This window comes from Pseudonocardia sp. HH130630-07 (assembly GCF_001698125.1).
Classification (GTDB): Bacteria; Actinomycetota; Actinomycetes; order Mycobacteriales; family Pseudonocardiaceae; genus Pseudonocardia.
Genome location: NZ_CP013854.1, coordinates 2,192,574 through 2,210,024, shown reverse-complemented (window position 1 = coordinate 2,210,024; position 17,451 = coordinate 2,192,574). Strand labels below are relative to the sequence as shown.

The following is a 17,451-nucleotide window of genomic DNA, read 5'->3' as shown; positions in this document are numbered from 1 at the left end:
ACGCGCTCGCCGAGCGCGAGCCGCGGCCCCCGCGCCCGGACGGCCGCCCGTCCCCGCGGCCCCGGACCAGCAACCAGGCCGGTGAGCTGTTCGGCAACACCGGGCTGACCGGGACCCAGCCCGCGGTCGGGCCCTCCGGCCGTCCGGCCCGGCCGACGCCGCACCGCATGGCGCGCGGCGGCGAGTACGGGCCCGGATACGGCGGCGAGCCCGGCCCGGTACGGGGCGGGCACCGGCACCAGGTCCCGGTCACCGGCGGGCACCGCATGGAGCCGCCGCCGGACCCGAACGAGGTGACGGTCCCGCACGGCTCGCTCTACTACCGCGACGGGCGGTACTGAGCGACGGCACCCGTGCGGCGGGATCCGGCTCACCCGGTGTTCACGGTGGTGCGTGGCAGGATGGCGGCATGTCCGACCAGGTGCCCACCGTGAGCGTGTCCGACGTCCCCGCCGACGCCCCGATGCTGGACGTCCGGGAGCTCGACGAGTGGACCGCCGGGCACGCCCCGGCGGCCCGGCACCTGCCGATGTCGGAGCTCGCCGGCCGGACCGGGGAGATCCCCGGCGACGACCCGCTCTACGTCGTCTGCCGCTCCGGCGGCCGGTCCGCCCGGGTCGTGGCCTACCTGGCCCAGCAGGGCTTCCCGGCGGTGAACGTCGCGGGCGGCATGCAGGAGTGGTCGGCGTCGGGCCGCGACGTGGTCACCGACGACGGCAGCGCACCCCGGATCGCCTGACCCGTGCCCGCGCCCGGGAAGGCGGCCGCGCCGTGCCCACGGTGCGGCCGGACGGCGCCGGACGGCAGCGGCGCGTTCTGCCCGTGGTGCGGCCGTTACCTCGCGGCGCTCGACTGGGTCGCGACGGTGCCCGGGGGCGGCGTCGCTCCTCCTGCGACCGGCCGGGCCCGGCGGGCCGGCTACACCGGGCCGCCGCGGTACCGGTCGATCCCGTCCTGGGGCCTGCCGGTGGGCCCCTGGCGCCGGCCGCCGCCGGCCGCCGCGGGTGCGGCCGGCCGTGCGCTGGACCGGACCCGCTGGCTGGCCGGTCAGCTGATCCCGGTGCTGTGGGTGACGGTCGCGATGGGCGTCGTCGCCGCGGCGGCCGAGCTGTGGCGCTACGGCCTGCTCGTGGCCAGCCTGTCGGACGCGCTGTCACCGACCGCGGTCGGCTGGTCGGACGCGATGGTCTGGTTCGGCGGCTGGTCGTCGATCGTCGCGCTGGTCGCCGGCGGGGTGCTCACGATCTCGTGGAGCCTCGCGGCCTACCGCGCGGCGGCCGAGCGGTCCGGGACGCGGGCGTGGCGGAGCCGCCGGTCGGTCGTCGCCGGCTGGCTGGTGCCGGGCTGGAACCTCGCGGCCCCGGGATCGCTGCTCGGCGAGATCGAGCACTCCGCGCTGGAGCTCCCGGCGGACCGGCGCCCGCGGCCGTCGCGGGACCTGCTCGTCTGGTGGGGCCTGTGGATCGCCTCGGTGGTGCTGGGCGCGGTCACGCTGGCGTGGCGGTTCCGGACCGGGACCCAGGCACTGGCCGACGGCGTGCTGCTGCACGTGTGGGCGAACCTGCTGGCTGCGGTGACGGCGTACTGGACGGTCCGGGTGGTGCGCCGGCTCAGCGGTCTGCTGGAGCCGGATCCGGACGGTCCGCGGGAGCTGCTGGTCCGGGCGGGCCCGGGCGGGCCTGCGACGACGCCGGGACCGGACCGGGGAGCATCGCCGACAGCGGCGCCCCCGGTCGCGGAGGGTACGACCGCACCGGTGCGCTGACGGCCCGGTGCGGAGCGGTCGCCGCGACGTCCGGGCGGTCGGGCTCGTCGGCCCGCTCCGGTCCGGTCGGCACCGGAGCACCCGGCACCGGTCCGGCAGGGACCGCACCGATCTGGGCGATGCCGCTCCGCACGGTGCTGGTCGGCAGGGCTCCGGTCTGCGGGGCGCTGGTCTGCGGGGCGCTGGTCTGCGGGGCGCTGGTCGGCACGGCGCTGGTCGGCACGGCGCTGGTCGGCACGGCGCCGGTCGGGGCCCAGGCCGCGGAGCCGGGTCGCACGGCGACCGACGGTCCGGCGGTCAGCGCCGGTCCGGACACCTCACGCAGGCGCTTGCGCACCTTCGCGACGATCCGGTCCGGCCCGCGGACGACGACCGACAGCGCGAGCCGGCCACCGTGCGGGTCGGTGACCGTGTGCAGCACGTGCCGGTCCGGGCCGGCGTCGAGGACCAGGCCCAGGACGCCACCGGAGCCGGGGGCGAGCGCGAGCCCGATCCGCACCAGCTCCGCGTGGGCGGCGCCGCGCACCTCGTCCCGGTGGTCGTGGTCGGCCGCCCGCCCGCTGCCGAGCCGGCCGGTGGCGGTGTCCGGCCCGCAGACGTCGAGGACCATCCCGCTGTCCACGTCGATCAGGGCGGCGGACCGGATCCGGGGGTCGGCGAGGAGCGGTCCGAGCACGACGGCGAGGCCGTCGGTCCGGACCGCCACGTCGTGCCGGTGTCGTCCCATGTGGCTGGCGGCTCCGTGCGGTCTCCGGGGTCGGTCGTCAGCGCTGCGCCGGGAAGTACGCCTGCCCGGCCGGCTGCGGTGCCGTCTGCGGCGACGCCATCGCGAACTGCTGCTCGATGACGCGCAGGTCGCGCCGGGCCATGGCCAGGTTGGCCTGGGCCCGGTTCAGGACGAGGTAGAAGAACAGCTGCTCGTCGGTGCCCCGGATGATCCGGATCAGGTGGTACTGGGTGTCCAGCGTGATCAGGATGTCCTCGATGGTCTCCCGCAGCCCGAGCTTGTGCATCACCTCGAGCTTGGTGCGGACCACCTCGGAGTTGCCCGGGGCGGCGACGTCCAGGTCGAACTCCGGGCTGCCGCCGCGGGACCCGAGCGTCATGCCGCTGTCGAAGTCCACGATCGCGACCGCGAAGGCGCCCTTGATGTTGGCCGCCATGTCCAGCGAACGATCGATGTTGTTCATGCTAAGTGCCTCCGAACGGCGCGGTGCTGCCGTATTCGAGTTCGAGGAGCGTGGCTCGGCGGTCATTCCTCCGGGGGGCCGAGGAATGGATCTGCGTCGTGGTCACCGCCGAGACCGACAACGATAACCCCGAATTGACGGGCGTCAACCATCTGTGGGGTGCGACCGATCCATGCGGCGCAGTCCGGCGAGGATCCGGGCCATTGTCCGGAGATCGTCGGCCCACCGGCCGCCCGGCGGTTCCACCGGGTTCCGCGGGTGCAGCGCCGGATCCGTGGGCCGGTTCCGGTCCGCAGGTGCGGCTCCGGCCGCCGGCACCGGGGACGGCGCCGGACCGGCCCGGTCCACCCGCGGCGACGGCGACGGCGTGACGACCGGCACGGGCACCCGGACGGGCGGCGCCGACGGCGTCGTGGCGCCCGACCCCCGCCGCGGGAGCGGGATCGCCGACGGGGTCCGTTCGATCGCCGGTGCCGGCGCCTGGGCGGGCACGAGTGGGCCACCGGATACTTCCGATCCGGATGTGTTCCCAGGTGGAAGGGGGTATCGACGGAGCGAGACGAGGGTCCTCCTGGCGAGTGCCAGGTTGCCGTGGGTCCGGTCGACGCACAGGTAGACCAGCAGCGGCGCCCGGTCGCCGGGCAGCGTCCGGACGAGGTGGTACGCGGTGTCCGTCGTGATCACCGCGTCGTCGAGCGGGTGCCCGGACGCCTCCTCCGCCGCCGCCCACCCGGTGACGGCCGCCGCCGGTCCGGCGTCGGGTGCCGGGGTGCCGCGCGCGGCGACGACCGAACCGCTGGCGGGGTCGGTCAGGCGGGCGTACCGCGCGCCGGGAGTGTCCAGGGCGCGGCCGAGCAGTTCCGACCACGATTCCATCGGAGAGATTCCATCATGTACCGGGGTGATTTCCTACGGCCCCCCGTTCGCCGGGCGCGCCGCGCAGGAGTAGGTATCGGCAATTCTGCCGTAGGAATCCCTCATTCGGTCCGACGGGCTAGCCCGGACTCTTCACGGGTTGTGCCGGTGATCTCCGACCCCAACTGAAGAAAGTGCCTCGTGACCAGGTAAGACAGCGGGTGTCGAAGCCCTGTCCGCCATGGTCGAGGAGGCACTTTCCGAGTGCAGACTACAAGCACGCGCCCACCGGTCATCGTGACCGCCGACGGCGCTGGGGTGGTGTCGCACGTCGGGTCGCGTCTGCTGGCCGATGTCGCCGACCGGACCACGTTGGCCAGTGAACTCTCGACCGCGCTCGCACCGCTGCGACGAGCTCGGGCGCGTCATGATCCGGGGCGGGTGCTGGTCGATCTGGCCGTCGCGGTCGCCGACGGGGCCACGAGGATCTGCGAGATCGCGGTCCTGGCCGATCAGGGCGCGGTGTTCGGGTCGGTGGCATCGGACTCGACCTGCTGGCGACTGCTCGACAAGCTCGACGAGCGCCGGTTGTCCTCGATCGCGGCGGGGCGGGCGCGGGCCCGGGAGGTGGTCTGGGCCCAGCACGCCGACGTCGATGGTCGCGCGTTTCCCGCGGCTCGGGTCGCCGGCCGCGACCTGCGCCGGCACGGCCGGGACGTGCTGGTGATCGATCTCGACGCCACGATCGTCATCGCCCACAGCGAGAAGGAACAGGCCACGCCCACGTTCAAGAAGACGTTCGGGTATCACCCGATGCTGGCGTTCTGCGACAACACCGGCGAGTTCCTCGCCGCCCGCTTGCGCCGCGGGAACGCCGGTGCGAACACCGCCGCGGATCACATCAGCGTGCTCGACGACGCGCTCGCCCAGATCCCTGACGCGTTCCGTCACGGGCACCCGATCCTGGTCCGCACCGACACCGCGGGCGCCACGAAAGCCTTCCTCGCCCACATCCGAGCGCAACAAGACACAGCGGTGAGCTGTGAGTTCTCCGTCGGCTGGGCCGTCACCGACCGCGAACGCACCGTGATCAGCCTGGTCCCGAAGACGGTGTGGGCCGAGGCGGTCGACGCTGACGGCGGGCACCGTGACGGCGCCGGGCTGGCCGAGATCACCGGCTTGCTCCCCGCCTCCGCGTTGGTCGACTACCCGGCCGGGACCCGCGTTGTCGTCCGTCGTGAACGGCCGCATCCCGGCGCGCAGCTCGATGCGTTCGAGGAGCGTGACGGCTGGCGCTACACCGCGTTCGCCACCGACACCCGCGTCGGGCAGCTCGCCTTCCTCGACGCCCGCCACCGCGCCCACGCCCGGGTCGAGGACCGGATCCGCTGCGGCAAGGACACCGGCCTCAACCACTTCCCGTCCCGGTCCTTCGCCGTCAACGCGGCGTGGTTGACCGTGGTCATGCTCGCGGTCGACCTGATCACCTGGACCCAGCGCCTGCTTCTCGACGGCGACCTGGCGAAGGTCGAGCCGAAGGCGTTGCGCTACCGGTTGTTGCACACCGCCGCGCGGATCACCCGCGGGCAACGCCGAGTCTGGGTCCGCATCCAACGGTCCTGGCCCTGGGCGGTCGATCTCGCCCGCGCGTTCGCGCGGCTGTGCGCGTTGCCTGTTCCTGCTGGTTGATCTCCGAAGCCCGACACGACGAGCGGCGGGAGCTCCCGGCAGAACGCGCAGGCCGGCCCCTTCGCCATGCCCACCCATCGAACGAACCGGACCGGATCCGCCGCCAGCCGATCACGCGGTCAATCCGCAGCTCCGTGAATCACCAGGGCTAGTGCGAATGCGGCCGTTCGGCTCATCCGGTCAGCCGCAGTTCCGTCCAGCCGCGCATGACGAACCGCGGCCGACGGACGGGGGCGCCGTCCAGGGCCGCGTCCGGCATCCGGCGCAGCAGCGCCCGCAGCACCTCCGCGACCTCGAGCCGGGCGAGCGGCGCGCCGAGGCAGTAGTGCACCCCGGCCCCGAACCCGAGGTGCGGGTTCGGCGAGCGGCCGACGTCGAGCCGGTCCGGTTCCGCGAACGCGGCCGGGTCCCGCCCGGCGGCCCCCAGCAGTGCGCCGATCCGGGTGCCGGCCGGGACGGGGTGCCCGGCGACCGTCGTGTCGGCGACCGCGGTGCGCTCGAACAGCTGCAGCGGCGCGTCGAACCGGATCAGCTCCTCGACGGCGGTGCCCAGCAACCCCGGGTCGGCGACGAGCCGTCGCCACTGGTCCGGGTGCCGGAGCAGGGCGTGCACCCCGTTGCCGATGACGTTCACCGTCGCCTCGTGCCCCGCCATGAGCAGCAGCACCGCGGTGCCGACGATCTCGTCGTCGGAGATCGCCCCCTCGGTGCCGTCGTCGGTGTCACGGACGGCGAGCAGGTCGCCGACGAGGTCCCGCCCGTCGCCCGGGTGCGTGGCCGGCGCACCCGACCGGCGTTCGGTGATGAGGTCGCGGACCATCGCCACGAATCCGGCGGACGCCCGCTCGGCGGCGGCCCGGCCGTCGTCACCGGGGTCGGGTTCGTACATCCGCACGATCGCGTCCGACCACGCCCGCAGCGGCCCCCGCCTCGTCTCCGGGACGCCCAGCAGGTCGGCGATCACCAGGACCGGCAGCGGCTCGGCGACCAGTTCGACGAGGTCGGCGGGGGCGCCGTCGCCGGACCGCCCGGCCAGGTCGTCGACGAGTGCCTCGGCGCGGGCCCGGACCAGCGGGGCCAGGCGCTCGGTGTGCCCGCGGGCGAAGGCGGACGCGACGAGCCGGCGCAGCCGGGTGTGCGGCTCGCCCTCACGCTCCAGCAACGAGTTGCGGTGCAGCAGGTTGAACGACGTCAGCTCGGCCGCGGGCTCGGCGTCGGACCAGATCCGGCCCAGTCCCCGGTCGCGCAGCACCGCCGAGCAGGCCGCGTGGGTCACGGCCACCGGGACGCCGAGCCCGGGATGGTCGTGCACCGGCCCGGCGGCGCGGAGTGCGGCGTAGGCGGGGTACGGATCGGCGAGGAAACCGGGGTCGGCCGGATCGAAGGCATGCATGACCCGCTACCTTGCCGCGGATGGGCAAGAAGACGCGCAACCGAGCCACCCGGTCCGAGGTATCCGCCGCCGACAACCCGCGGCGGCCGTGCCCGTGCGGGTCGGGCAAGCGGTACAAGGTCTGTCACGGGGCCGGTGACGACATCATCGTCGTCCGGCCGTTCGAGGGACTGGCCGCCGAGCCCGATCTCGTCGCCATGCGGGAGTTCCTCCCGTCCGCGACGGCGGCCCTGCCGGTCCGCTCCGGCGGCCCGGTGACGCTGGCGTCGGTGCTGCCCGGCGCGTCCGCGGCGATCGTGCGGGACAACGGTGACGTCCTGATCGGCATGCAGGTCCAGACCCGGTCCGGCGACCTGTCCACCGACCTCGCCGGGGCGCTCGCCTGGGCCCGCTCGGCGGAGCCCGGGTCCTCGCTGCCGGTGGTCGGACCGGACCGGCGGACCGCCGAGCGGCTGCAGGACGTGCTGGAGCCGGAGACGGCGCTGGAGCCGACGGTGCACGCCGACTTCTCCTGGTGGATCCCCGGCGGCGAGCCGGATCCCGAGGCGCAGGCGATGCTGGAGCGCGCCAACTCGGTGATCATGCCGACCGAGGCGGTCGCGGGGCCGGGCGTGCGGGGCGCGTACTGGGTCGACACCGGGTCGAAGGCGCACGTGCGGTGGGTGCGCACCGAGGACGAGCCGACGCTGATGGCCGCGCTGGCCCGGCTGTCCGACCAGGGCGGGCTGGAGCTGGGCGAGGGCTCGCGCTACGCCGGGTCGTTCCGGGCGCACGGCCTGGTCGTCCCGGTGTGGGACGTGGACCGGGAGTCGCACTCCTCGGAGTGGGGAGCCCCGGCCGCCGAGTTCGCGAAGCGGCTCGACGAGGTGCTGGCCGGTCTGGCGGAGAAGCCGCTGAGCGACACCGAGCACCGGGCGCGCGCAGTGCTGGCGGGCAAGCAGATCACCCTGCGCTGACCGCCCCGCAGGGCCCGGTGCGCGTGGCACCGGGCCCCGGGCGGACCGACGGGGTGGACCGGCCTCAGAGGCGGCCGCCGGCGACCGCGGGTGCGGTCGCGTCGGCCGCCTCGCCCGTCAGCTCGCGGGCGACGAAGTCCTCGATGTGGAACAGGTTGTCGCCGGCCCGGCGGACGACGGTGAGCAGCGTCGTCATGGAGGCGACCTCCTCGACCTGCTCCTTGAGGAACCACTGCATGAACTGCTCGCCGAGGTAGTCGCCCTCGTCGCGGGCGGTGCGGGCGAGCGCGGTGATCTGCTCGGTGACCTGCTTCTCCTGGGTCAGCGCGAGCTGCACGACGTCCTCGACCGAGGCGAACTCGGTGCGGACGGCGTCGATCCCCGGGATCGTGGCCTTGATGTCGTTGTCGAGCTGGAACTGGACCATGCTCAGGGCGTGGTTGCGCTCCTCGACGGCCTGCGCGTAGAAGTGCGCGGCCAGCTGCGGGAGGTCCTCGTCGTCCAGCCAGACGGCGATGGCCAGGTACTGCTGGCTCGCGGTGAACTCGCTGCGGACCTGGTCGCGGAGCAGGGCGTGGAACTTCGTGTCGTCGGTCATGGTGACCAGATTAGACCCGCCCGAGACTTTCTTGAACCACTCCAGAGTTGAGTTCGGTCTCAGTTGGCCAGGTTCACCTTTCTCCAGGTGAGGGGCCCTTTCTCGATGCATCGCCGACGCTCTCCGGAGCCGCCGGACTGGCGTACTCGCGGACGGTGGCGGGCCCGGTCCGGGTCGTCAGCAGTGACAGGTGCCACGGCCCGCTGTCCACCTCACCGGCCCGGTCGAAGCCGACCCAGCGGCCGCTCGCGGCCCGGCCGGTCGGGTCGAGCACCAGCTTGATCGCACCGTGGTAGCGGGCGCCGCGGTAGTGGCCGTCCGGGGCGGTGTACTCGGTCCACGTCCCGGTGAGTGCCTGACGTTCGCGGAACAGGTCGAGCTGGGCGGGGGAGTCGTTCGATCCGTCGGTGCTCATGACCGTCACTCCTCCGTTCCGGTCCTCGTCCACCGTCATGTGGTGCCGACGCTCGATGGGGCCGCGCGAGGTACTGACGTAGGTGTATCGGCTCAGCCAGATTCCGGTCAGCCTGTCGCTCTCGTCCGGCGCCGCACGGACGACTGTGAGTCCAGGTCGTCCGGAATCGGACCCGATGACGGACGCGCCCGCTGCGGCAGCGGTGCTCAGCTTGAGCAACCATGCCCGGCGCTCTTGGTGCTCGACACGGTCGGCCCAGCGGGTCACCGCTCGGGTCAGCTCCGGCAGGTCGAGGTTGCGGACCTGCCACGCCAGCGTCTCGGCGTCGGCCGGGTCCCCGTCCCCGGCGCCGTGGTCGGGGAGGTCGGCCAGCAGGTCGTGCACCCCGCAGGCGTAGAGCCGGGAGAGGCGTTCGAGCACGTCGACCGACGGTGCGTGGCCGCTCGGACCCGGCCAGTTCTCCCAGTAGGAGAAGTTCTTGAACGTCCGCGGGGCGTCGGGCCAGCGCCGGGTCCACTCGGCCGCGGCCTCCGACTGGCTCCAACCGTGGGCGAGCCGCATGGCCGCGAGCGCGCGGACGGCGAACCGGTCCCGCAGCTGACGGGCGATCGCCGGGGGTGCGGCTCCGGTGGCGCGCAGCGATCCGGCGAACAGCAGCTGTTCGCGTCGCCCTGTCATGAAACGGCACGGTACTCCCGGCCGGACCGGGAACCGGGCGGTCACCCACCCGGCGCCGGGGGGTGAACGCGCAGCGCAGGGAACCGGAGGCTGAGCGGGTGACCAGAGACGTCTCGGACCTCGCCCGGCTCCTCGCCGACCACGATACCCTGCGTGCTGCGTTGCTCGCGACGCACACCGCACGCCCGGACGGGCGGTGCCGTGCCTGTGGCTCGCAGACCGGGCTCGCGTCCCGCTGGCCGTGCCGGCTGCACTCCGCCGCCGAGCAGGGTGCACGTCTGGCCGGGGACCGGCACCGGCCCACGGGCCCGCGCCGCGACCCGGTCCGGGGACCGCCGGCGGGGGAGCGGGGTGAGGGGCTCGCCGGCGATCCCCGGTGATCGGATCTCGGTGTGCGTTCGGTGCCACTGACGGCACTGATCGTCGCCGAGAAACCGATCATGAGGGTGCAGGCCCGGTACAGGGCTCCGGAGCGGGCCACCGGCGCGGATCGAGCCCTCGTCGGGACCGGAGTCGCGCCCGTCGCAACCCGGTCGCTCGTGGCGAGCGGAGCGCGCTCACCGGGGAGACGGGCGCTGCACCGCATCGACGACCGGTGATCGGATCCCGGACGTCACCGAGAAGTCGATCTCCGGACCCGGCCCACCCGAAGCACCGGATACCGGGATGCCACCCACGGAGCCGGGTCGCGGCGAGCCGGACGGGCGGTCGGGACACCCCGGCGTCAGAACGGCAGGACGTCCACCAGCAGGGCGTACCCCACGAACGCGACGATGTCGATCAGCAGGTGCGCCCCCACCAGCGGCCACAGCCGGTTGGTGCGCTGCCAGTAGCGGGCGAACACCAGGCCCATGACCAGGTTCCCGACGAACGCGCCCACGCCCTGGTAGAGGTGGTAGGCACCGCGCAGCACGCCCGCGAGGAGCGCGGACCGGTTCTCCGAGAAGCCCAGCTGGCGGAAGCGGGTGAGCAGGTAGCCGATCATGACCACCTCCTCGGCCCAGGAGTTCGCCGCGGCGGACAGGACCAGCATCGGGATCCGCCACCAGACGTCGGTGAGCGTGCTCGGGGCGACGTCCGGGGTGATGCCGGCGAGCCGGCCGACGAGGTAGAGCCCGAGGCCGGGGATCCCGATCAGCGCGGCCAGCCCGGCCGAGTGCAGTGCGTCCCGGCCGGGGCGGCGGCCGTCGAGCCCGACCCGGCGCAGTGCGAACCCGGCCCGCAGCAGCAGGTACGCGGCGAGCGCGCCCCACCCGGCCAGCTGCAGGGCGCGGACCAGCTGGAACGCCAGGTCGATCCACGCGTCGGTGGACGCCGGGGCGTTCAGGGTGACCTGCTGGTCGGCCAGCGGGGCCGGTGCGAGCAGCGCCTCCACCAGGGACAGTGCGCTGCGCAGGCCGGACAGCCCGAGCGTCACGGTCAGGACGACGGCGATCTCCAGGCCGATCAGCCGTCGTTCCCGGCGGTCGGTCACCGGCTCCGGGTCCGGCGGCCGGGGCGGGGAGAACCACGCTCGCAGGCCGCTCGCCGCCGTCGTCACGCCGCCGATCATGGCACCGCCGCCGGAAGGAGGCGTCACCCGGCGGTCACCCGGTTGCGTACCCTGGTCGGCGTGATCCGGCTGTTGCTGTCCCGACGGTGGATGGTCTGGCACGTCCTCACCCTCGGCGCCATGGTGACCTGTGCCTGGCTCGCGGTCTGGCAGTGGCAGCGGGCCGGGTCCGCGATGGGCTCGGCGCTGAACATCGGCTACGGCCTGCAGTGGCCGGTCTTCGCGGTGTTCTTCGGCGTCATGTGGTGGCGGTTCCTGCGTCTGGAGGTCCGCGAGCTGCGCGCGGCCGGGTTCGACGGGGCGCCGGACGGCGAGCCCGTGCGGACGACGGCCGGGCCGGAACCCGTCGTGGCCGCCGGTCGCCCGAGCACGGCCGCACCCGGCGTCCCCGCGAACGCTCCGGCAGCCGGTACCGGACACGGAACCGGCGCCGCGGCGGTGCCCGGCCACGGGAGCACGGCCGGCCCCGGCCGTGCGGACGCGCCCGGAGCCGGGACCGAGAGCGCGCCCGGAACCCCGCACGCAGACGGAACCGGACACGGAGACCGCGCCGGATCGGCAGCCGGGCAGCCGCCCGGTGACGCCCCGGCGGAGGCGGCCCGGCCGTCGCCGTTCACGTCCCGCCCGGCGGGCGCGACCGCGCCCCGGGGCACCGACCCGCAGTTGCGGGCCTACAACGAGGAGCTGGCCCGCCTGGCGGTCCGGCATGAGGAGTCGACCCCGTGACCGTCGCACGAGCCTTGAAGGCCTACCGGATCTCGGCCTGGGTCACGGGTGTCGGCCTGCTGCTGCTGACGTTCTACGCGATGCCGGCCAAGTACCTCTTCGGCGACCCGCGGCCGGTCGCGCTGATCGGCATGGTGCACGGCTTCCTCTACATGATCTACATCGTGTGCACGCTGATCCTGGCCGAGCGGTGCCGGTGGAAGCCGGTGTTCGCGGTGATCATCCTGGCGGCGGGCACGATCCCGGTCGCGTCCTTCGTCGCCGAGCGCAAGGTCACCCACAAGGTGCAGGCCGAACACCTCGCCGGGGCGGCCTGAGCAGGAGCTCAGCCCTCCGGCTCGTGCAGCACCGGGCAGCCGACGAGCTCGGCGAACCGGTGCTGCAGCTCGGCGGGTGTCGTGGCCTCGGCGGAGAACGCGAGCCGGACGTCCTGCGTCCCGCCGCCCGGCGCCGGGACGCGCACCCGCAGCCCGCACCGGTCGACGCCGATCGGCCGGATCCGGCCGTCGATCCCCCGCAGGCCGTGCGGGAGGTGCCGGCGCAGCGCGCACAGCATCTCGGGGTGCGCCTGGTCCAGGTGCTCCAGCCAGGGCTGCTCCACCCGGCAGAACGGGTCCGGCTCGGCCGCCGCCAACTCGGCCGGTGAGACCGGGGCGCAGCCCTCGGCGTCGGAGTAGACCGCCGACGACGGGTGCAGCCGCAGCATCGTCGCGCCGCGGCCGGCGTCGAGCAGGTTGGGGTGCGGTGCCTTCTCGGCGAGGCGCAGCGCCCGCTCCCGCCCGGTACCCGGGTCCGGCTCGTGCAGCCGGCCCAGCAGCCACAGGAGCTCCCGCACCGGCTCGGGCAGCGGCACCGGCGTCGAACCGGTCAGCTCCAGCATCACCGGGACGCCGTCGGCGGACCGCCGGGCCTGCTCGCGCACCCGGTGGTCGTCCGGGAGGAGCAGGTCGGTCGTCCCGTCCGGCCAGGTGTGGTGCATCAGGGGCGTGCAGGGCTCCGGCTCCCCGGTCCCGACGAGTGCGGCGCGGCCGCCCCGGCTGACCAGGCTGCGTGCGCGCTCGGCGACGACGGGCGTCGGGGGGCGTCGCGTGCGGGTGGTTCCCACTCTCACCTCCGATTAGGCAACCCTTACCTAATCAGTTGTGAGTGCGCCCTGTCCAGGCTTCCGGACAACCCCCGTTGTCCACGCGTCGTGACCCGACCGTTAGCGTCGACGACGTGATGACCGTGCCCTCGGGTTCCACTGCCGACCCGTGGCCGATCCGTCCGCTGCTGGCATCGCTGGTCGACGACACCAGCCTGCTGCAGCCCAGGACCGTCGCACCGGGAGTCGACGCCGTGGTGTCGCGCTACCTGGCCGCTCGCGACGGCCACTACGGAGGCCTCATCGGACGGCTGGTGTGCCCGGCCTCGCAGCTGCCGGCGGTGGTGACCGAGCTCGCCCGCTCGGCCCCGAGCCGGCCCGCCGACCTCGCCCTGGTGGTGGACACCGGCCTCGGCGCCGTGCCCAAGGCCCTGTCCACCGTGTTCTCCCGGTCGAGCCTGCTCACACCGAGCACCGTCGAGTGCGCCGCCCCGCCGGACGTCGACGGCGTCTGGCTGGAACGGGTCTCGGAGTTCGTCCCGGACGAGGTGACGCCGGTCGTCGAGCCGCGCCGCCCGGTGGAGGGTGACGAGCCGGGCACCGAGGCCTGGCTGGCCGCCGTCCGGAAGGTCGCCGAGCACGGCTGCACCCCGAAGATCCGTCTCGGCGGCCCGCGGCCGTCGGCCGTCCCGTCGGTGCCCGACGTGTACAGCTTCCTGCAGGCCGGCCTGGAGAGCGGTACCGGCGGGATCTCGGCGCAGGGCCTCGACCGGATCGTGCGCGAGGAGCCGTCGGACGCGCTGCCCCGCGGCCGGCACGGCCTGCTGAACCTGATCGTCGCGGTCGCCCGGATGACCGGGGTCAGCGCCTCGCCGGACCCGGCCGAGGACGCGCTGGAGTGCACCGACGGCGAGCAGCTGGCCCGCGAGCTGGACGAGCTGCCGGAGGCGGCGGTCGAGCAGGTCCGGACGGTGCTGCCCCGCTGCGGCGTCGACCCGGACCCGGTGCCGATCGCCGATCTCGTCGCGCTCGGGCTGCTGGACTGAGCGTGCCGAGCCGGCTCCGCCTGGGTTTCCTGGGCCCGAACGCCACCTTCACCGAGCAGGCGCTGCGCACCCTGCCCGCGGCCGCGGACGCCGAGCTGGTCCCGATCGCGGGTGCGCCCGCGGTGCTGGCCGCCGTCCGCGACGGATCGGTCGACGCCGGCTGCGTCCCGATCGAGAACACCGTGGAGGGCGCCGTCCCGCCGGTGCTCGACGGGCTCGTGGAGGAACCGCGCCTGGTGATCGCCGAGGAGGCGCGGGTCGCCGTCCGGTTCAGCCTGATGGGGCGGCCCGGGACCGGGACCGGCGACATCACGACGGTGGCCTCGCACGGCCACGGCATCGCCCAGACCCGGGAGTGGCTCGCGGCGAACCTGCCCGGCGCCGAGGTGCGGGTGACCAGCTCCACCGCCGAGGCCGCGGCCCAGGCCGCCCGCGGCGAGGTGGACGCGGCCGTCGCCTCGCCGCTGGCCGCGCAACGGCACGGCCTCGCCGTGCTGGCCGAGGACGTCGCCGACAACCCCGGCGCCGTCACCCGGTTCGTGCTGCTGACCCGCCCCGGCCCGCCGCCCGTCCCGACCGGGTGGGACCGGACGACGCTCGTCGCGACGACCCCGAACCAGCCGGGCACGCTGCTGGGTCTGCTCACCGAGCTGACCGTGCGCGGGATCGACCTCACCCGGATCGAGTCCCGCCCGGTGAAGGACCGGCACGCCCAGTACTGGTTCCACCTGGACTGTTCCGGGCACGTCGCCGAGCCCGCGATGGGCGAGGCGCTCGCCGCGCTGTACCGGCGGTGCGACCGGCTGATCTACCTCGGCTCGTTCGCGCGGTCGGACCCGGCGCCGGGCGACGTGACACCGGCGGGCACCGGCAGCCCGGTCGTCCCGCTGCGCACACCCACCGCCGACGACCACGCCACGTCCGAGCGCTGGCTCGACGCGATCCGACGGGGGACCGGTACATGACCGAGCACGCCACCGACCGGCGCCCCGACGCCGAGCACGACGGCGCCGCGTCCTTCGCCGCCGTCGGGGTCGGCGACCGCGGGCCCTCGGTCCCGCCGGACGACGGCGCGGTCCGCCTGGTGCTGGTCCGGCACGGGCGGACCCCGGCCAACGTCGTGCACTCGCTGGACACCGGCCTGCCCGGCCCGGGGCTCGACGAGCTCGGTCACGAGCAGGCCAGGGCCGTCGCCGGGCTGCTGTCCGGCTGGCCGGTCCGGGCCCTGTACGCCTCGCGGGCCACCCGGGCGCAGGAGACCGCGGCCCCGATCGGCGCCGCGCTCGGCCTGCCGGTCGGCGAGCTGGCCGGCGCCCACGAGGTCTTCGTCGGTGCGCTCGACCGGCGGACCGACGACGAGGCCCGCGCGATGTTCGACGACGTCTTCGAGTCCTGGTGGGACGGCGATCTCACCCGCCCGATGCCCGGCGGCGAGTCGGCGCGCGACGTCTGGGACCGCTTCCTGCCCGACGTCGACGCGGCGGTGGCCGGCGTGGACTCGGGGGCCGTCGTCGTGGTCAGCCACGGCGCCGCGATCCGGCTCGTCGCGCTGGGGCTGCTGACCGGCCGTCCGGACGAGCAGTTCGGCCGGGACAACCCGATCCCGAACTCCGGCCGGGTCGTGCTCCGCCGCGACCCCGACGGCTGGACGCGCGAGCTCTGGGACCCGATGCCGGCCCACCGCCGCTCGCCGCACTGAGTCGACCCGTAGCGACCGAGGTGACCGGGGCACTCAGCCCCAGCCGAGCTCGTGCAGCCGCTCCTCGGCGATGCCGAAGTGGTGGGCGATCTCGTGCACCACGGTGATCGCGACCTCGTCGACGACCTCGCGCTCGTCGGAGCAGAAGTCCAGGACCGCGTCGCGGTAGACGGTGATCCGGTCCGGCAGCTCGCCCGCGTAGTCCGCCGTGCGCTCGGTCAGCGCGACGCCCTCGTAGAGGCCGAGCAGGTCGGGCTCGTCGGGATTGCGGTCCTCGACCAGCACGACGACGTTGTCCATCGCCCCGGCCAGCTCGGCGGGCACGAGATCGAGCGCGTCGCCGACCAGCTCGTCGAACCGGTCCGGCGGCATGGTCACCGGCATCCGGGCCTCAGTCGTCGAGTCCGGGCAGTCCGGGCGGCACGTCCAGGTCCGGATCGCCGGCCCCGGAGTCCGGCGCGGCGGGCTGGTCGGACTCCGGCTGCTCGACCGGGGCCTGCCCGCCCTCGGCCGGGGGCTGCGGCGACCCGGGGGCGGCCGGTGCGCCGGGTGTGGCGGGTGCGCCGGGTGCGCTCGGCGCGGGCGGCGCCGCCTGGTCGCCGACGACCAGGTTCCCCTTCACCGAACCGGTGATCGAGGCGAACCCGCTGCCGTCCGGCAGCAGGGTGCCGATGTTGCAGTTGACCTTGCGGCTGCCGGCCTTCCAGGACGGCTCGGCCACGTTCCCCCAGTAGACGGTGAGCTTCCGCTCGGCGATCACCTTGTCGTTGCCGGCGAAGCCGTTGGCGGCCTGGGTGCAGGCCGGTTGCAGGAACTTGTCCTGGTCCTCGACCGAGGGCCAGGCGTCCTTGAACTCGGTACCGAGGTCGACGAGCCCGACGGTCTCCACGGCGTGCGGGGAGGCGCAGTCGATCGGGTCGCCGACGGTGCGCCCGTCGATGCCGAGGCAGGTGCCGACCGGCTGCACCGCGGACTGGTCCTGGGCCGCGACCTTGCCGGTGATCGGGAACATCGAACCGCTGCGCGAGGCCATCTGCAGGCCGCAGCGCATGCCGCGGTCACCCTCGTTCCACCGGGTCTCCGACGGCTTGAGCGCGCCGACCCGGAACTTGCCGTCCGGGTCGAACTTCTCGCCGAGGTACTTCGTGGCGACCGGGGTGCAGCGGTCGGCGACGAGCTTCTGCCAGGCCGCGTCCGGCGGGAACACCGGCTGGTCGGTGAGCACGACGCGGCCGGCCTGCTCGAACAGGTGCGGCTGGCTGCAGTCGACGGCCTTCGTGTCGGTGGCGTCGCTGCGGCTCCAGGTCAGGCAGGTACCCGGGGTGTCCGGCGGCGGGGGCATCGGCGGCGGCTCCTCGGACCGGGTCGGGACACCGGAGGAGGCGAACGACCCCAGCACCGGGACCTGCGCGCCGAGCAGCGAGTCGACCGTCGCCACGGCGAACATGAGGAACGCGCCGACCAGGATCCCGACCCCGACCCGCCGGGCGCCGCGCAGGCCGCCACCGCCCGGCCCCGCGGTGGTGCCCCGGCGACGGGTGGGGGCGACCGGGGTGAGCGAGGTGGGGCCCGCGGCCGGTGCGGCCGGTGCGGCGGCCGGGTCGTCCGGCCGGGACAGCACCGTCGTCGCGCCGGGGGCCCGGGAGTACCGGCCGTCGTACCCGTCGTAGGCCTGCTCGCCGGTCGTCTCGGGACCGGTCTCTGCAGGCGTGCCGGGGTCGGAGCCGGCCGGGGCGCTGGGATCCATGGCCCTCCCATGATGCAGCCCGGCCGGACCGCGCCTCGCGCCGCCGGTCCTCCGCGCG

19 protein-coding genes are annotated in these 17,451 nt (G+C 74.6%); 10 read left to right on the top strand and 9 right to left on the bottom strand.

Annotated features, from left to right (window positions below; translation table 11 throughout):
* Positions 1–409: 409 nt before the first annotated feature.
* The gene (locus tag AFB00_RS10740) at positions 410–739 is read left to right on the top strand and encodes a rhodanese-like domain-containing protein (RefSeq protein ID WP_068797114.1); all 330 of its coding nucleotides are present in this window, start codon (positions 410–412) and stop codon (positions 737–739) included.
* Between the two features lie 3 nt (positions 740–742).
* Entirely contained in the window at positions 743–1,765 is a 1,023-nt protein-coding gene (locus tag AFB00_RS10735) for a DUF4328 domain-containing protein (RefSeq protein ID WP_068797113.1), read from the top strand.
* A gap of 764 nt (positions 1,766–2,529) precedes the next feature.
* Here AFB00_RS10735 and AFB00_RS10730 read toward each other — a convergent pair.
* Positions 2,530–2,955: a hypothetical protein gene (locus AFB00_RS10730; RefSeq protein ID WP_068797112.1), complete on the bottom strand. Its 426-nt coding sequence runs from the start codon at positions 2,953–2,955 to the stop codon at positions 2,530–2,532.
* A gap of 144 nt (positions 2,956–3,099) precedes the next feature.
* On the bottom strand, positions 3,100–3,831 hold the full coding sequence (locus AFB00_RS10725) for a hypothetical protein (protein ID WP_068797111.1): 732 nt from the start codon (positions 3,829–3,831) through the stop codon (positions 3,100–3,102).
* A 243-nt stretch (positions 3,832–4,074) separates the two neighbouring features.
* Here AFB00_RS10725 and AFB00_RS10720 point away from each other — a divergent pair, with 243 nt between their 5' ends.
* Positions 4,075–5,499, top strand: coding sequence for an IS1380 family transposase (locus AFB00_RS10720; RefSeq protein WP_068797110.1), 1,425 nt, complete (start codon positions 4,075–4,077; stop codon positions 5,497–5,499).
* A 172-nt stretch (positions 5,500–5,671) separates the two neighbouring features.
* Here AFB00_RS10720 and AFB00_RS10715 read toward each other — a convergent pair whose 3' ends face one another.
* Positions 5,672–6,892 carry a cytochrome P450 gene (locus AFB00_RS10715; protein ID WP_068797109.1) on the bottom strand — a complete coding sequence of 407 codons (1,221 nt, stop codon included), beginning with the start codon at positions 6,890–6,892 and terminating at the stop codon, positions 5,672–5,674.
* Positions 6,893–6,912: 20 nt separating this feature from the next.
* On the opposite strand from AFB00_RS10715, the gene AFB00_RS10710 reads away from it, so the two are divergent.
* The gene (locus tag AFB00_RS10710) at positions 6,913–7,848 is read left to right on the top strand and encodes a DUF5926 family protein (RefSeq protein ID WP_068797108.1); all 936 of its coding nucleotides are present in this window, start codon (positions 6,913–6,915) and stop codon (positions 7,846–7,848) included.
* Between the two features lie 64 nt (positions 7,849–7,912).
* On the opposite strand, the gene AFB00_RS10705 is transcribed toward AFB00_RS10710, so the two are convergent.
* Positions 7,913–8,446: a ferritin gene (locus AFB00_RS10705; protein WP_068797107.1), complete on the bottom strand. Its 534-nt coding sequence runs from the start codon at positions 8,444–8,446 to the stop codon at positions 7,913–7,915.
* Positions 8,447–8,519: 73 nt separating this feature from the next.
* Positions 8,520–9,539, bottom strand: a complete 1,020-nt coding sequence (locus tag AFB00_RS10700) for a hypothetical protein (RefSeq protein ID WP_068797106.1) — start codon at positions 9,537–9,539, stop codon at positions 8,520–8,522.
* Between the two features lie 98 nt (positions 9,540–9,637).
* On the opposite strand from AFB00_RS10700, the gene AFB00_RS10695 reads away from it, so the two are divergent.
* Positions 9,638–9,919 carry a hypothetical protein gene (locus AFB00_RS10695; protein ID WP_156819483.1) on the top strand — a complete coding sequence of 94 codons (282 nt, stop codon included), beginning with the start codon at positions 9,638–9,640 and terminating at the stop codon, positions 9,917–9,919.
* Between the two features lie 344 nt (positions 9,920–10,263).
* Here the strand turns inward: AFB00_RS10695 and AFB00_RS10685 are convergent, their stop codons facing one another.
* Positions 10,264–11,091 (bottom strand): CPBP family intramembrane glutamic endopeptidase, encoded by an 828-nt coding sequence (locus tag AFB00_RS10685; protein ID WP_068797103.1) that lies wholly within the window; start codon positions 11,089–11,091, stop codon positions 10,264–10,266.
* A gap of 60 nt (positions 11,092–11,151) precedes the next feature.
* Here AFB00_RS10685 and AFB00_RS34730 point away from each other — a divergent pair, with 60 nt between their 5' ends.
* Together AFB00_RS34730 and AFB00_RS10675 are read left to right on the top strand one after the other, a co-directional pair.
* Positions 11,152–11,817, top strand: coding sequence for a hypothetical protein (locus AFB00_RS34730; protein ID WP_231974528.1), 666 nt, complete (start codon positions 11,152–11,154; stop codon positions 11,815–11,817).
* Positions 11,814–12,134 (top strand): DUF3817 domain-containing protein, encoded by a 321-nt coding sequence (locus tag AFB00_RS10675; protein WP_068797102.1) that lies wholly within the window; start codon positions 11,814–11,816, stop codon positions 12,132–12,134. Before AFB00_RS34730 ends, AFB00_RS10675 begins: the two co-directional genes overlap by 4 nt.
* An 8-nt stretch (positions 12,135–12,142) precedes the next feature.
* On the opposite strand, the gene AFB00_RS10670 is transcribed toward AFB00_RS10675, so the two are convergent.
* Positions 12,143–12,922, bottom strand: coding sequence for a DUF2470 domain-containing protein (locus AFB00_RS10670; protein ID WP_068797101.1), 780 nt, complete (start codon positions 12,920–12,922; stop codon positions 12,143–12,145).
* Between the two features lie 116 nt (positions 12,923–13,038).
* On the opposite strand from AFB00_RS10670, the gene AFB00_RS10665 reads away from it, so the two are divergent.
* The 3 genes from AFB00_RS10665 to AFB00_RS10655 are packed head-to-tail and all read left to right on the top strand — an operon-like array spanning position 13,039 to position 15,646.
* The gene (locus AFB00_RS10665) at positions 13,039–13,947 is read left to right on the top strand and encodes a hypothetical protein (RefSeq protein ID WP_068797100.1); all 909 of its coding nucleotides are present in this window, start codon (positions 13,039–13,041) and stop codon (positions 13,945–13,947) included.
* 2 nt (positions 13,948–13,949) lie between these two features.
* A complete protein-coding gene (gene pheA, locus AFB00_RS10660; RefSeq protein ID WP_068797099.1) occupies positions 13,950–14,912 on the top strand; it encodes a prephenate dehydratase in 963 nt (320 codons plus the stop codon).
* Positions 14,909–15,646: a histidine phosphatase family protein gene (locus AFB00_RS10655; protein WP_083275427.1), complete on the top strand. Its 738-nt coding sequence runs from the start codon at positions 14,909–14,911 to the stop codon at positions 15,644–15,646. The genes pheA and AFB00_RS10655 overlap by 4 nt, the downstream gene beginning before the upstream one ends.
* Positions 15,647–15,679: 33 nt before the next feature.
* Here AFB00_RS10655 and AFB00_RS10650 read toward each other — a convergent pair whose 3' ends face one another.
* Together AFB00_RS10650 and AFB00_RS10645 are read right to left on the bottom strand one after the other, a co-directional pair.
* Positions 15,680–16,030, bottom strand: coding sequence for a metallopeptidase family protein (locus AFB00_RS10650; protein ID WP_068797098.1), 351 nt, complete (start codon positions 16,028–16,030; stop codon positions 15,680–15,682).
* Between the two features lie 7 nt (positions 16,031–16,037).
* Entirely contained in the window at positions 16,038–17,393 is a 1,356-nt protein-coding gene (locus AFB00_RS10645) for a septum formation family protein (RefSeq protein ID WP_068797097.1), read from the bottom strand.
* Positions 17,394–17,451: the final 58 nt, after the last annotated feature.

Coding starts and splice junctions, on each gene's coding strand:
- AFB00_RS10740 (WP_068797114.1), top strand. CDS start 410: ATGTCCGACCAGGTGCCCACCGTGAGCGTGTCCGACGTCCCCGCCGAC.
- AFB00_RS10730 (WP_068797112.1), bottom strand. CDS start 2,955: ATGAACAACATCGATCGTTCGCTGGACATGGCGGCCAACATCAAGGGC.
- AFB00_RS10725 (WP_068797111.1), bottom strand. CDS start 3,831: ATGGAATCGTGGTCGGAACTGCTCGGCCGCGCCCTGGACACTCCCGGC.
- AFB00_RS10715 (WP_068797109.1), bottom strand. CDS start 6,892: ATGCATGCCTTCGATCCGGCCGACCCCGGTTTCCTCGCCGATCCGTAC.
- AFB00_RS10710 (WP_068797108.1), top strand. CDS start 6,913: ATGGGCAAGAAGACGCGCAACCGAGCCACCCGGTCCGAGGTATCCGCC.
- AFB00_RS10705 (WP_068797107.1), bottom strand. CDS start 8,446: ATGACCGACGACACGAAGTTCCACGCCCTGCTCCGCGACCAGGTCCGC.
- AFB00_RS10700 (WP_068797106.1), bottom strand. CDS start 9,539: ATGACAGGGCGACGCGAACAGCTGCTGTTCGCCGGATCGCTGCGCGCC.
- AFB00_RS10685 (WP_068797103.1), bottom strand. CDS start 11,091: ATGATCGGCGGCGTGACGACGGCGGCGAGCGGCCTGCGAGCGTGGTTC.
- AFB00_RS10665 (WP_068797100.1), top strand. CDS start 13,039: ATGACCGTGCCCTCGGGTTCCACTGCCGACCCGTGGCCGATCCGTCCG.
- AFB00_RS10655 (WP_083275427.1), top strand. CDS start 14,909: ATGACCGAGCACGCCACCGACCGGCGCCCCGACGCCGAGCACGACGGC.
- AFB00_RS10650 (WP_068797098.1), bottom strand. CDS start 16,030: ATGCCGGTGACCATGCCGCCGGACCGGTTCGACGAGCTGGTCGGCGAC.
- AFB00_RS10645 (WP_068797097.1), bottom strand. CDS start 17,393: ATGGATCCCAGCGCCCCGGCCGGCTCCGACCCCGGCACGCCTGCAGAG.